10 protein-coding genes are annotated in these 12,985 nt (G+C 48.2%); 6 read left to right on the top strand and 4 right to left on the bottom strand.

The annotated features are described in order from the left end of the window. Positions 1-2,139: an ABC transporter substrate-binding protein gene (locus MKZ32_RS05400; RefSeq protein WP_239796324.1), complete on the bottom strand. Its 2,139-nt coding sequence runs from the start codon at positions 2,137-2,139 to the stop codon at positions 1-3. Positions 2,140-2,216: 77 nt separating this feature from the next. Here MKZ32_RS05400 and ygfZ point away from each other — a divergent pair, with 77 nt between their 5' ends. Next, positions 2,217-3,287: a CAF17-like 4Fe-4S cluster assembly/insertion protein YgfZ gene (gene ygfZ, locus MKZ32_RS05395; RefSeq protein ID WP_239796323.1), complete on the top strand. Its 1,071-nt coding sequence runs from the start codon at positions 2,217-2,219 to the stop codon at positions 3,285-3,287. A gap of 141 nt (positions 3,288-3,428) precedes the next feature. Here ygfZ and MKZ32_RS05390 read toward each other — a convergent pair whose 3' ends face one another. Both MKZ32_RS05390 and MKZ32_RS05385 read right to left on the bottom strand, forming a co-directional pair. Further along, positions 3,429-3,785 carry a GNAT family N-acetyltransferase gene (locus MKZ32_RS05390; RefSeq protein ID WP_239796322.1) on the bottom strand — a complete coding sequence of 119 codons (357 nt, stop codon included), beginning with the start codon at positions 3,783-3,785 and terminating at the stop codon, positions 3,429-3,431. A 122-nt stretch (positions 3,786-3,907) separates the two neighbouring features. Beyond that, positions 3,908-4,387: a L,D-transpeptidase gene (locus MKZ32_RS05385; RefSeq protein WP_239798103.1), complete on the bottom strand. Its 480-nt coding sequence runs from the start codon at positions 4,385-4,387 to the stop codon at positions 3,908-3,910. Between the two features lie 308 nt (positions 4,388-4,695). On the opposite strand from MKZ32_RS05385, the gene MKZ32_RS05380 reads away from it, so the two are divergent. Continuing rightward, complete coding sequence (locus tag MKZ32_RS05380; RefSeq protein WP_239796321.1) at positions 4,696-5,151, top strand: CHRD domain-containing protein; 456 nt, start codon at positions 4,696-4,698, stop codon at positions 5,149-5,151. Positions 5,152-6,259: 1,108 nt separating this feature from the next. On the opposite strand, the gene tadA is transcribed toward MKZ32_RS05380, so the two are convergent. After that, entirely contained in the window at positions 6,260-6,739 is a 480-nt protein-coding gene (gene tadA / locus MKZ32_RS05375; RefSeq protein WP_239796320.1) for a tRNA adenosine(34) deaminase TadA, read from the bottom strand. Positions 6,740-7,013: 274 nt separating this feature from the next. Here tadA and MKZ32_RS05370 point away from each other — a divergent pair, with 274 nt between their 5' ends. The 4 genes from MKZ32_RS05370 to casB all read left to right on the top strand — a co-directional run bounded on the left by MKZ32_RS05370 (position 7,014) and on the right by casB (position 12,973). Beyond that, a complete protein-coding gene (locus MKZ32_RS05370; protein WP_239796319.1) occupies positions 7,014-7,988 on the top strand; it encodes a helix-turn-helix transcriptional regulator in 975 nt (324 codons plus the stop codon). Between the two features lie 179 nt (positions 7,989-8,167). After that, entirely contained in the window at positions 8,168-10,792 is a 2,625-nt protein-coding gene (gene cas3 / locus MKZ32_RS05365; RefSeq protein ID WP_239796318.1) for a CRISPR-associated helicase Cas3', read from the top strand. A 23-nt stretch (positions 10,793-10,815) separates the two neighbouring features. After that, positions 10,816-12,432: a type I-E CRISPR-associated protein Cse1/CasA gene (gene casA, locus MKZ32_RS05360; RefSeq protein WP_239796317.1), complete on the top strand. Its 1,617-nt coding sequence runs from the start codon at positions 10,816-10,818 to the stop codon at positions 12,430-12,432. Next, the gene (gene casB / locus MKZ32_RS05355) at positions 12,419-12,973 is read left to right on the top strand and encodes a type I-E CRISPR-associated protein Cse2/CasB (protein WP_239796316.1); all 555 of its coding nucleotides are present in this window, start codon (positions 12,419-12,421) and stop codon (positions 12,971-12,973) included. Before casA ends, casB begins: the two co-directional genes overlap by 14 nt. Positions 12,974-12,985: the final 12 nt, after the last annotated feature.

The following is a 12,985-nucleotide window of genomic DNA, read 5'->3' as shown; positions in this document are numbered from 1 at the left end:
TCATCGTGCCTCTTCTCGCTGCCGTAACACACGCCACAACCACCAGCCCAGTAAGGCAAGCGCGATACCAATCAACCACAATGGCCATAGCTTAGGCTGATTCCAGCTACTACGCAGTACATCACGCTGTGCTGCGTCTATGCGCAAATATTTAACATTGTTATTTGCCATTTTATTAGGCTTGCTGTTATGCAGCCAAGCATGGCGCAATACATAATCCTTAGGATGTTGCCCCCATATCCAAGGCGAATCGCGGCGCAAAATTTCCAGCATTTCATCAATTATTTCCTGGCGCGCTGGGCCGTTTTCCATGTTTTTCATCTTCTCAAACAGGTGATCATATTCAGGGCTATTGTAATTCGAGGCGTTCTCACCGCCCTTCACGACCTTGCCTTGCGCACCGTGCAGCAAAAATAAAAAATTCTCCGGATCGGGATAATCAGCGTTCCAGCCGAAATAAAACATCTGCGTATCACCTTTACGTAACTTATCCTGGAAGCGGTTGTAGTCAGTGCTGCGCGCCACCAGTTGTAAATTAAGTTTATCGAGTTGCTTGCGTAGCCAGTCCAGACGCGATTTACTGCCAACGCCCGTGGCGGTCGTATCAAGATAGATAATCAACGGCTGTTTTGTTTTTTCATCCAAACCACCCGGGTAACCAGCTTCGGCCAGCAGCTTTTTCGCCTCATTAATTGATTTACGTTGAGGTGCACCATTGACCCAGTCATACACATAATGGTTGATGCCTGCCTTGCCTTCGCGGTAGCCGAAAATACCAGGTGGAATAGGTGATTGCGCGCTAATACCACGGCCGTTAGCAAAAATGGAGATAAACTCCTCGAAATCCACCGCGATAGAAATAGCACGACGCAACTTGGTCGCACGTTCACTCGCCCCTCCCACAACCGGATCGAGCCAGTTGAAACCCATATACGAAGTGGAGGTGGCTACCGAGGTAGAAAGCTTAATGCCTTGTACTTTCATCTCGTCTGTAACGTTAGTCTCGCCGCCAACATTCACCTGGACCGCTTGATCAAAGCTATCGGAACTGATGCCTGCAGCATCGTAATAACCTTGCAGAAATTTATTCCAGTAGGGAATGGTCTCTTTCTCCAAACTAAACACAACTTTGCTGATTAGCGGCAGAGGTTTACCCGCGTCAGCCAGCAGCCCGGCTTCTTTATCTCCCGCCTCACCTTCCATCGGATAGACTTCGCCGGAAAAATGGGGATTGCGTGTCAGAACCATACGCTGGTTGGGATCATTTTCCGATAAATAATATGGCCCACTACCTACCGGCCACCAATCCAGAACCAGGTTGCGTTCGGACATTCCATCCTGCTCATAAAAGCGCTCGGCCTCCACTGGCATGGGTGAAAAAAATGTCATCGCCAACCAATATGCAAACTGCGGATATTTACCGTAAATTTTGATACGGTAGGTGCGGTCGTCCACTATCTGCACACCTTCCAGCGGATAGTCACGGAGATCAAGGAAAGTATTGGGGCTCTTTTTTTTAGCTAGCTGCAAAGTTGAGATGTACTCTTTAAGACCGACGATGTAATCCACCATGAGTCCAGCAATGGGCGAATGTATGGTCGGGTGGGCTAGCCGTTTAATCTGATAGACATAGTCCGCCGCTTTCACTTCACGCGTACCGCTATGCGGGAAATCATTCAGTGCATGAATATTACGTAAATCATTGCTTGTAAGCGCATGATATTCCAATTCACCTTTGGCATCGCGTGCAAAAGCCGGATGTGGCTGGTAATTTAAACCAGTACGCAAATGAATTTCGTAAACACTGAACGCCACCTTATCGGCAGGCGCATCATCTGGTAACAGCTGGTTATTTTTGTCCAGATAACTCACTGCCGGCATTTCACTGGCTGCCTGCGGCACCAGCGTGTATGGGCGTTTCAGGAAATGATATTGCAGCGGCGGTTGATAGATCTGCGCAAGGAATATATATTCATTCTCGCTATATGCTGACGCCGGATCGAGATGTTTAGGCCGTTCGGTAAAAGCAGAATAATAAATCGACTTGCCCTTATCGCTGACCGGGTAGGGATTATTCCACAAACCGCCGTCACAGGCCGCGAGCATCAGGAACAGCGGTAAGTAATGTAAGTATTTCATGGCGCGAGAGTTTATCCGAAATACCGCTATCCGTGGTAAAGTTGCAATCACCTTTAAACTTATGAATGGGCAGCAAGATGAATTCGATTTGGCAAGATTATTTGCGGGAACAAGGAGCAGAAATACAAGATGGCATCGTGCAGTATTTCGGTGCTGGGCAAGGCGAACTGGCTGCTGCACAAAATGGCATGGTACTGTGTTTTTTAAGCCAGCTAGGCGTACTCAAGGTTTCTGGCGAGGATGCGGAAACCTTTCTGCAAAACCTGCTTAGCAGTGATGTGCGTGAAGTCACGCCATGGCATGCCCAATTCAGCAGCCTGAACAGCCCAAAAGGACGCATGCTGGCAAGCTTCCTTATCTGGCGCAAAGGAGTACTTGATGACGCAGACAAGGCTTTTTTCCTCCAACTGCCGCTCAGTTTGTGTGCTGACATCCAGCAACGTCTATCCAAATATATCCTGCGCTCCAAAGTAAAAATTGAGGATGTGACCGATCAACAGATCAGTTTTGGTTGGGCAGGGGAGGGTTCAGAGGAACAACTAAAGGAATACTTAGGCTCGGTTCCGGTGGAACCTTGGGGAGCGGAAGAAGTAGGCAATCGGATATCTGAACACAATGATACTGGCGTCATTCGTCTCGGTGAACAGCGCTTTCAAATCAACACAACTACCGAGCACGCATTAGCCCTATGGCAAAAACTCATCGTCGCTGGGCGTCCAGTTGGATCACCCTGTTGGGACTGGCTCACAATCCGTGATGGTATTCCTGTCATTATGCCAGCTACCCAAGAGCAATTCGTGCCCCAAATGGCCAACATGGAACTGATCGGTGGCGTGAACTTTAAAAAGGGGTGCTACCCGGGCCAAGAAATTGTGGCGCGGATGCAATACCTCGGCAAACTCAAGCGACGCATGTATCTGGCGCATATCGAAAGCGATACCCCTCCTCTACCGGGTGACGAGCTCTACAGCGCGGATATGGAAGGTCAGGCCAGTGGCATGGTAGTCAACGCATCATCCGCTCCGGACAGCGGTTATGACATGCTGGTAGTGGTGCAGATTAGCAGCCACAAAGACCAAACTGTGCACTGGAAATCTCTGCAAGGTGCGCCGCTACGATTCATGAAATTGCCTTATCCAATCTACTAAAAATCGAGTAAGAATGTAGCAAAAAAATCGGACAGTATTTTTTTGAGAGTTCATCCTGTGAAGGAACTCTCAATGGAACAAAACTGTCCCTGGGTTACTCAATAAAGTACGCCCCTACATTCACAGAACGACAGGCTGGTGTTAGCAATTTTTTAAGCGTAACTGCATCTTGATGTGCGGTATGTTGGCGTCCATAAAAATTTCACCAACTTCCGCAAAGTTAAAACGCAAGTAGAATGGCACAGCCTGTATCTGAGCACCTAGTTCCACCTGAGCATAGTGCTGGCTGCGCGCATAATCAAGCAACAACTCCAGTAGTGAACTGCCAACCCTTTTGCCACGCCATTCTGACAACACGGCTATACGTCCAATATAGCCCTCAGGAGAAATGCGTCCGCAACCAATTGCATCACCCGTAGCACTTAATGCCACTGCATGGTGGCAGGCTTCATCTAGCCCGTCCCATTCCATCTCGGAAGACACGCCCTGTTCACGCATGAATACAGTTTCGCGTACCGCGCGTAATAAAAGTTGACCGTTATCCCAAGAAAGCAGATGTACGCTAAAAAAATTGCTTATAACATTCGCTCCCCATCAAACAACCCGATATACACTGTAGATCAGATGGCAATATAAACTTCGGTATTTACCGGAACGAGATCGAACAGTTCCAGAAGGTCAGCATTGCGCATACGCACACAGCCCTTGGAGCCAGGTTCGCTGAGCTTAGTACTATCCGGCGTACCATGTATATAAATATAGCGACGCATGGTGTCGCAGGCACCTAAGCGGTTGAAACCAACCTCACTGCCAGACAACCATAATATGCGCGTCAGTATCCAATCCCGACCCGGATACTGCGCCCCCAGTTCCGGCGTATAGATTTCGCCGGTGGGACGACGTCTGACAAACACAGTATTGAGCGGCTGGCTTGCGCCGATTTTAGCGCGAATGCTGTGCTTGCCACGCGGCGTGCAGTAGCTGCCGAATTTCTCTCCCACTCCATTAGCAGCTGTAGAAACTAGGTAACGATGCAACAGCATGCCTGCATCATCGAGTAACTCAAGCGTCTGCGTGGTGATATGAATTTTAATTTTTATAATATAACCTTACACGACTGTGAACGAATCAGTTTGTGATGTTTTAAGAATATCAAATTTAACTAAATTTATAAAATACTTGAAACATTATTTCAAACATCAGTCCGCAAAAATCGGTTCAGTCCATAAAAATTAGAACGGCGATAAACTTTACCTAATAAGCCATATTTGGACCCTATAAGTGCCCTACCGCACAGATTTCCTATTAAGTGAGAATCATAATCCATCTCGAAATGATGCTCAGAAAGATTGAATCTTCATTCTCATCATAAATTGGTAATTTGTTTAATCTTAATAGAGGTAATCTAATGAATATTATTCTTAACAAAACACGATCCGTTTTTTATATCGGTACTTTAGCAGTCAGCGTTTTGATTGGTGGCATTGGTATTGCATCTGCTGATGCAATGAATGTAACCCTGAGTGGCGACGAAGAAGTACCAACTGTAAGCACTTCCGCGTCCGGTGTAGGGAAAATAGAAGTAGCGGGTGACAAATCAATTCGTGGATCGATAACAACTACGGGGATCGATGGTACAGCGGCTCATGTTCATCAAGCTCCGGCAGGAAAAAATGGGCCGGTTATCATCACCCTTAAGAAAACGTCTACCAACGTTTGGGAAATTCCATCTGGCACATCGTTAACAGACGGGCAATATGCTAATTACAAAGCTGGAGAACTCTACCTAAACGTTCATAGCGTAGCCAATAAGGACGGAGAAATACGCGGTCAGCTAAAAGGAAATAAACGGAGCCATCATTGAAACAATAACCTAGACCCCATCAATAGATGGGGTTTGATATTCGTCTATAGCGAGTAAATAATGTCACAAAACTTCCCAAATCCTCACCCCGGTCAAGAACCTAGAATACCCCCAGAGCCACACATACACCCAAAACCACATCCCATTAACGATCCACCGCCTTACGATCCAGACCCTTCTCCGTGGAATCCAGATGATGATCCGCCAACTGAATAACAGGAGAAAATGAAAAAAAGTGTCGATAAAAGCAAGACATAATTCGAGCAGTCATTGGAGCTGGGTTATTAGAAATAATAAAGATGCAACAAAACAAAAAGTAGCTGGGCGAACAGACTCGCGTTAACGCTTGACCTTTCGCGCCGTTTTAACTTTTAGTATTCTTTCAGGTATATTTTCCCAACGTTTTTGATCCAATACCAGGCCATAATTTTTATGGCCCCAGCTTAAACCATTTCAGTATTCCAGCAAGTGAGCCACGTCTATTTTCCATGGTAGCCAATCGGTTGTTGTTGCCACTACTACAAACAACATAAACATACTTGCCAGGATCATAATAAACGTAGTGCTTATTCCCAGAAACTGATCAATCCTACGTTCACTTTTAGACTCTTGTTCAGCATTTCTATCATGCGGCTTGTATCTGAAGAAAGCATTTTTTAGTTGCTCCAATTAAAATTAATAACATTTATCGTAAGCGAATTATCTTACGGCTATCACTTCATGCTTCCAGCTACCAAAGCCATTGATTTAAGCCCCAAAAACAAGCAATGAGTTCAGGTATTCCAAAAAAATTATTATTAAGACACAAAAAAATCCGCTATCTATCAAAATGAAGAGAGCGGAAGCAGAAATTTAAAAATACTCTCCGCTTAATGCGTGTCAGGGGAGACTTCGAGTTACAAATAATTATTGGGGAAATTATCTGCACTCACTAGCAAGAAGCGGGAGTGATTACAGAATAGTTGAATCGTGATTAATTATCTGTGCGGTACCGCACTTTATTTATTAATTTTACGTAAATGGATGATAAAGATTAAATTGAGTAGGAAAATAAAGAGGGAGCGAACATTGAGTTTGAAAAATCGACTCCTTTTTCCTTTAAAAATAGTTACTTCACGGAACCACTTGCTTGTTTTTGCGCGCGGCGCGCAGCAAAAAAATTACTCAATACTTGCCCGCATTCTTCAGCAAGCACTCCGGCAGTTATTTCAGCATGATGATTCAAACGCTGCTCAGCGAACAAATTAAGTACACTGCCACACGCACCGGTCTTAAAATCACTTGCCCCAAACACTACACGTGCAATGCGTGCATGGAATATGGCGCCGACACACATCACGCAAGGTTCCAGCGTAACGAATAATTCACAGCCAACCAGGCGATAATTGCCCATATATTGGGCCGCTTCACGCATGGCCAGCAACTCGGCATGCGCGGAAGGATCCTGGCGAATGATCGGCGCATTACTTCCGCGCCCTATGATAGCGCCATCCTTCACTACAATAGCACCCACCGGAACCTCTCCAGATAGTTCGGCTTGCCTCGCCAGCGCCAGAGCGACGCGCATAAAATCGTCATCGTTTCTCATTACATGAATATCTCTAAAAATTCTGACAATTCGTCTAAAAACAGCTGATTCAATTTTTCGTACTCAATTCCAGCCCTATTGAGGTTGGAACATAAATTTGTATAACAGTGTATAGCGTAGCACTTGGGCTTTCACCATACTAATCCTTGTTATCATCACGACTTTTATGCTTATAGGCATAGCATTTTCCAATTCAGGTATCCGCCTGAAGCACCTTAGGATTGACACTAGATGAACTACCATCCCGTCACAGCCCACCTTATGTGAACAGTCTATGAATCGGACAGAACGTTTTTACAAAATTGAGCAACTACTGATTTCACGTCGGATCGTACCAATTTCCATCTTTCTCGAAGTACTTGGAATTTCGCTGGCTACATTTAAGCGTGATCTGGAGTATCTGCGTAACCGAATGAATATGCCCATCGAGTGGGATCGAGACGCCAGAGGGTATCGGTATGTATCAACCAATCCCAATGACAGATCCTCCACCTTACCTGGATTGTGGTTCACTGCCTCAGAAGTACATGCCCTCTTGACGATGCAACACTTGCTCGCCAATCTTGGCAATGGTTTGTTAAGCAGCCATATCGCACCATTGCAAACCCGTCTTAAAGCCTTGCTGGGCAGTGCTGATCATAGTGTTGAAGAAATCGAGATGCGTATCAAGTTGGAGCACGCCACCAGACGCACCCTGCCCCTCCAATGTTTTGAGACTATCGCCACGGCAACGTTGCAACGCAAACAATTGCGGATCACTCACTTCAATCGCCAGAACGGGCAAGAAAACACCCGCATTATTTCACCCCAGCAACTTCTGTTCTATCGCGATAACTGGTACGTCGACGCATGGTGCCATCTGAGAGAAGGAATCCGCAGTTTTTCCATTGATGCCATCCGTCATGCGGAATTGATAGCGGCACCCGCAATTGAATTGCCGCAACCTGAACTCCAAAATTATTTCAAAAAGGGCTACGGCATATTCTCAGGCACGAAGGTGGCTTGGGCAAAACTCAGATTTACCCCAGAACGGGCACGATGGGTTTCCACTGAACAATGGCATCCCGAGCAAAAATCTCGTTTTGATAAAGAGGGATATTATTGCTTGGAAGTCCCCTATTCCGATGACCGCGAACTATTGATGGACATACTCAAGCACGGTACTGAAGTAGAAGTAATCACACCTAAGGCACTGAGAGGTAGTGTCAGCAAATTGCTTGAATCTGCTTTGGCGCAATATAAAACCTGAAATTTATTTCAGTAGCTCACGCTATGAGCTACTACCCCCATTATCATGGGCACATCCAAATTAATTCAACAAGGAGAAACCCATGTGGAAAGAAATCAAAATTGACCCAGACCGGCTGGTATTTTTTGGATGCATGCTCGGGGGAATTGTATTGGCTGTTGTGAATATGGTGTCTTGAGATGGATATTTTAATGGTGGCAATGCATCAGCGCGCTTTTGGAAAGCTCGAACGAGACAATCTTGGCGTGGCTATCCGCTGGCATCCGTTGGTAGATCACATGATTGATGTGGCTGCTTGCTTTGAATGTTTAAGCACTTGTCACTCAATTCGTCGAGCGATGAAAGAAGCTGCGGGCAGAGAGTTGGATGAACGTGATATTGCGCGCCTATCGGTGCTGGTTTTCTTACACGATATTGGCAAAGCAAATAGCGGATTCCAAGCCAAACGCTGGAAAAATTCACAGGATATTCCCAAAGGTTGGCCTCTTCATGCGGGACATGGGATCGAGGCCATCAGACTGTTTGAAACTGACGCACAAAAATCAATTGCTCCGTTAATTGAAAAAATTTGTGCATGGGGTGATGCTGGTGAACCTCTTCTGATTGCAAGTATCAGCCACCACGGGCGTCCGATCAAAAAAGACAACCCTGGCGATTGGAACAGAAACATCTGGAAGGCAGTGGCAGGCACTTACGCACCCGCCGACGTACTAACAGAAATTGGCAAACGTGCTGAAGCAATTTTTCCCCAAGCTTTTGAATCAGGTGGCGAGCCATTGCCTAACGCACACGCGTTTGCTCATCTGTTCGCGGGACTGGTGCAACTGGCCGACTGGCTGGGATCGGATACGAACTTTTTCCCGTTCTCTGAAAAAGGCGAGGATAGAGCCGTCACCGCCAAGGAAAGAGCGCGCAAGGCAATCGCTGTCATTGGCCTTGATGCAGATAATTGGCGCAGCAAGCTGAATGCTTGCGCGCCCAATTTCGCCGCCACCTTCGGCATTCTCAAGCCCCATCCGATTCAAGACGAGATGAGTGATGGCGATCTCGGGCCGTTGGTGATACTTGAATCTGAAACGGGCAGTGGCAAAACAGAGGCCGCGTTATGGCGATTTGTACATTTGTTCCGTGCTTGTTTGGTGGACAGCTTGTATTTCGCTTTGCCAACGCGTGTGGCCGCTTCGCAGGTTTATGACCGTGTTCAAGCTGCCATCAAAAATCTATGGCCGGAAAATCCGCCGCTCACCATTCGAGCCTTGCCCGGTTATGTGAACGCAGATGGCGGGGATGTTACGCAGTTGCCCAATTTTAAAGTGCTGTGGTCAGACCACCCAGACGATGCAAAAGCCCACCAACGTTGGGCTGCCGAATCAGCCAAGCGTTTCCTTGCCGCACCGATTGCCGTCGGTACGATAGACCAAGCCTTGCTTGGCGCTTTGCAGGTACGACACGCCCACATGCGCCATGCCATGTTGGCGCGCAGTTTTTTGGTGGTGGATGAAGTCCATGCCTCTGATCCATATATGACCGTGCTGCTTGAGCACTTGCTCAAAGCGCATATCAATAATGGCGGTCAAGCATTGTTGTTGTCTGCCACGCTTGGCTCCAGTGCCCGCAATCGTTACCTTGCGCTTGCACCTGGTGTGAAGCGGCCACAGGCAAAACCCATGACCTTTGAAGCGGCTTGTGCCATACCTTACCCCGCGATTTCAGATCAAAATAAAACGCGCGCCGTTGAGGGAACAGGCAATGCAAAACGTGTGACATGGACAACGCACGACATCATTGACGCACCAGATAAAATTGCAACACTGGCGATAGATGCCGCCAAGCTGGGTGCAAAAGTATTGGTGATTCGCAACACCGTGCCTACGGCGATTGCCACGCTCATGGCGATTGAAGAAGGTATCCCGGATAAAGCATGGCTGTTCACGGTGAACGGAATTCCCACGCTTCATCACAGCCGATTCAGTCGGCAAGATCGCCCCGTGATGGATAAAGCGGTTGAAGCGCAACTAGGCAGAAATCGCCCTGTTGGCGCGTGCATTGTGGTTGGCACACAAACACTGGAACAAAGCCTGGATATAGACGCTGACGTGCTGATAACTGACTTGTGCCCGATGGATGTCTTGTTGCAGCGTGTGGGACGCTTGCATCGCCATCGTCGCCCAGATACTGAACGTCCTGAGAAATTTCAATCCGCACAAGCATGGGTGTTAACGCCAGCGCGGCACGACCTCGAACCGTTGCTGGCAAAATCAAAACATGGTTTGGGGATGTTTCACAATGGCGGAGGAGTCTATACCGACTTGCGTGTGCTGGAAGCAACGCGAGCATTGCTTGCCGAGAAGCCATCCGTGCTAATTCCTGACGACAACCGTTATCTGGTTGAGGCTGCGACGCACCCCGATAAGCTGGACTGCGTACAAGTCGCGAAAGGGGAAGCTTGGCAAAAATTGGGGCAGAAAGTCGAAGGCGATACCGGCGCACGTCAAACCATTGCGCGTTTGCAGGCGCTGGATTTTGAGCAGGCTTTTGGTGAGCAAGAGTTTCCCAACGATGTTCAAATTGCCACACGCCTTGGCGCACAAGACCGGATACTTAATTTTAACCTTGAGCTGCCCAGCCCATTTGGACAGCCTCTCAAAGAGTTGCCGATTCGTTACCATCTGCTACCCAAAGGCTTGTCGCCCGATGCAGAGCCAAGCGACATTAGCCAAACCGAAACAAGTCTTACCTTTCGCTTGGGCGATGCGCAATTTCGCTATACTCGCCTTGGGCTGGAACGCCTCAAGGATGATTAACTTTCTGATGCTGGAGAACTACCGTGACGCTTCAATACTCCCTGCTCGATGAACCGCTAATACGCGCCCGGTTGGTGGGCAGCGGGCAACCCGTGCAATACAGCCTGCCCGGCTTGTTTGTGGCACTGGCGCGTGATGAGGTGCGAGACTTTTCCGCGCTACGCCCGCACCAACGCCACCCGTGGCACGCCTTTTTGGTGCAACTCGCCGCTATGGCCTTGCATCATGCTGGACGAGACAAGCCTTTTGAGACAGAACAAGAATGGAAAGACGCGCTGCTGGTGCTTACGCCGGAACACACGGACGGCGCTGCTTGGTGCCTGATTGCACCGCATGACAAACCAGCTTTCATGCAGGCCCCTGTGCCGGATGGCAAGATAAGCGATTGGAAAAATACACTGTATGCGCCAGACGAATTGGACATGCTGGTGACTTCAAAAAATCACGACCTCAAAGCAGCTCGGATGCGACGGGGTGAGTTGGATGATTGGGTGATGGCGTTAATCAGCCTACAAACGCAGGAAGGCTACTCCGGCGCGGGCAACTATGGCATTTCTCGCATGGCCGGTGGCTGTGGATGTCGCGTAGCAATGGGAGCTGTACCGAAAGGTAATGTTGGACAACGGTGGGGACGTGATTTGGCTGTACTGCTAAATTCTCGCCCATCAGTTGTTGATGATTATGGATTTGAGACAAAAAACAGCAATGGCTTATTGTGGCTACTCCCATGGGATGGATCAGGCAGTCTCGCATTTTCCAGCCTTGACCCGTTTTATATAGAAATTTGTCGGCGTATTCGACTGGTGAGCGATGATGCTCACGTCTTGTATGCCAAAGCCACAACCAGCAAAGAAATTCGAGTCGCGTCAAATAATGGCAAGGGTGGGACAGGGGATTCTTGGACACCCATTAACGCCATTGATGGTGAGGCTCTTAAAATACGAGCAAATGGGTTTAGCTATGACTTGGCTGCGGCGCTTCTTTTCGGTAATGAGTATCGCAAGAATTCGTATCGGCAACCCGCCACGATGACTTTGATAGACTCTGATGGCGATGATGGGATATTTGCTGTTATGCAGGCTTTGTCAAGAGGTGGGCCAACGGGTAACAAGAGCGTTACAGAGGGCTACCACGAACGTCGCATTCCCATCTCACGCAAAGTACGTAACATGCTTCGTCAAAAGCAAACCAAGAAACAACTGGCGACGGTTGCGGAGGAGCGTGTTCATGCAATAGGTCAGTTACGTCGTCGCGTACTGTGGACTGCATTGGCTACCCTTTTCAACCGAGGTGCGAAGAATGATTTTTCCGATAGCACCAAAGATAAAGCAGGAGTTTTTGCCAAGACATTCGAGCAAGCAGAAGATGCCATCTTTTTCGAAGAGCTTAACGCGGAAATTGATTCTGAAGACCCAGACAGTATACGTTTGCAATGGCTACGCTCTATGGTTGACCGTGCAGAAGCCGTTCTCGAAAATGCTTTCATTGCTGGGCCGCAAAGCAGCGAACAGCGGTATCGTGCCCGCTCCGTTGCTTTAGACAAATTCCGTGTGCTTGTAAATCAAGAATTTCCCTCTCTTGCCGACCATTACCGCAGCCAATTAACCCTCAACAAGGAAATCGCAAATGAGTCAGCCTGATGCCGCTCCTGCAACCAAAGAGAATCCCATCACACGTTTAGCGCGCATCATTACCCAAGAAGCACGCTTTGTGGGCGACGTACACGGGCTGGATAACGGCGAACGTGCCGCACTGGCACGGCTCGACCCCGATGGCGAGTTGCGTCCTCATCAAATCGCCGCACTGTCGCGAGCATTGATTTATGCCGATCTTCATCCAGATACTGAAAATTGGAAGCCTGAAACATGGCGACGCTGGGCGTTGATTGCGCGTGGCATGGCCCTGGCTGGACACGATTTCAGCAACAAGACTTTGGGGCAGCAACTCAGCGATGCTGGCGTATCCGAACCCCGTGTCACCAAGTTGCTTACCGCCCGTGGGGATGCTTTCCGCCAACTGCTTCCGCGCCTGTTGCGCCTGATCGCCAGCAAGGGCGTTGAGCCAAACTGGAACGAGTTGGGCGGATTGATTCTTAACCAAGAACACGATGAGGAGAAAGCTGAAGACATACGCCTCAAAATCGCAGGGCGATTTTTCTCCGCTCAAGCTAAAAAACAGTAATGCTAATTTAAC

It is taken from the genome of Candidatus Nitrotoga arctica (genome assembly GCF_918378365.1).
Classification (GTDB): domain Bacteria; phylum Pseudomonadota; class Gammaproteobacteria; order Burkholderiales; family Gallionellaceae; genus Nitrotoga; species Nitrotoga arctica.
Note: the sequence above shows the minus strand (reverse complement) of the source record. Positions and strands in the feature narration are given on the sequence as shown.

What these genes read in the sequence shown, in the direction of transcription:
- ygfZ (WP_239796323.1), top strand. Translation starts at nt 2,217, where the DNA reads ATGAATTCGATTTGGCAAGATTATTTGCGGGAACAAGGAGCAGAAATA.
- casB (WP_239796316.1), top strand. Translation starts at nt 12,419, where the DNA reads ATGAGTCAGCCTGATGCCGCTCCTGCAACCAAAGAGAATCCCATCACA.
- cas3 (WP_239796318.1), top strand. Translation starts at nt 8,168, where the DNA reads ATGGATATTTTAATGGTGGCAATGCATCAGCGCGCTTTTGGAAAGCTC.
- MKZ32_RS05400 (WP_239796324.1), bottom strand. Translation starts at nt 2,139, where the DNA reads ATGAAATACTTACATTACTTACCGCTGTTCCTGATGCTCGCGGCCTGT.
- tadA (WP_239796320.1), bottom strand. Translation starts at nt 6,739, where the DNA reads ATGAGAAACGATGACGATTTTATGCGCGTCGCTCTGGCGCTGGCGAGG.
- MKZ32_RS05380 (WP_239796321.1), top strand. Translation starts at nt 4,696, where the DNA reads ATGAATATTATTCTTAACAAAACACGATCCGTTTTTTATATCGGTACT.
- MKZ32_RS05390 (WP_239796322.1), bottom strand. Translation starts at nt 3,785, where the DNA reads ATGCGTGAACAGGGCGTGTCTTCCGAGATGGAATGGGACGGGCTAGAT.
- MKZ32_RS05370 (WP_239796319.1), top strand. Translation starts at nt 7,014, where the DNA reads ATGAATCGGACAGAACGTTTTTACAAAATTGAGCAACTACTGATTTCA.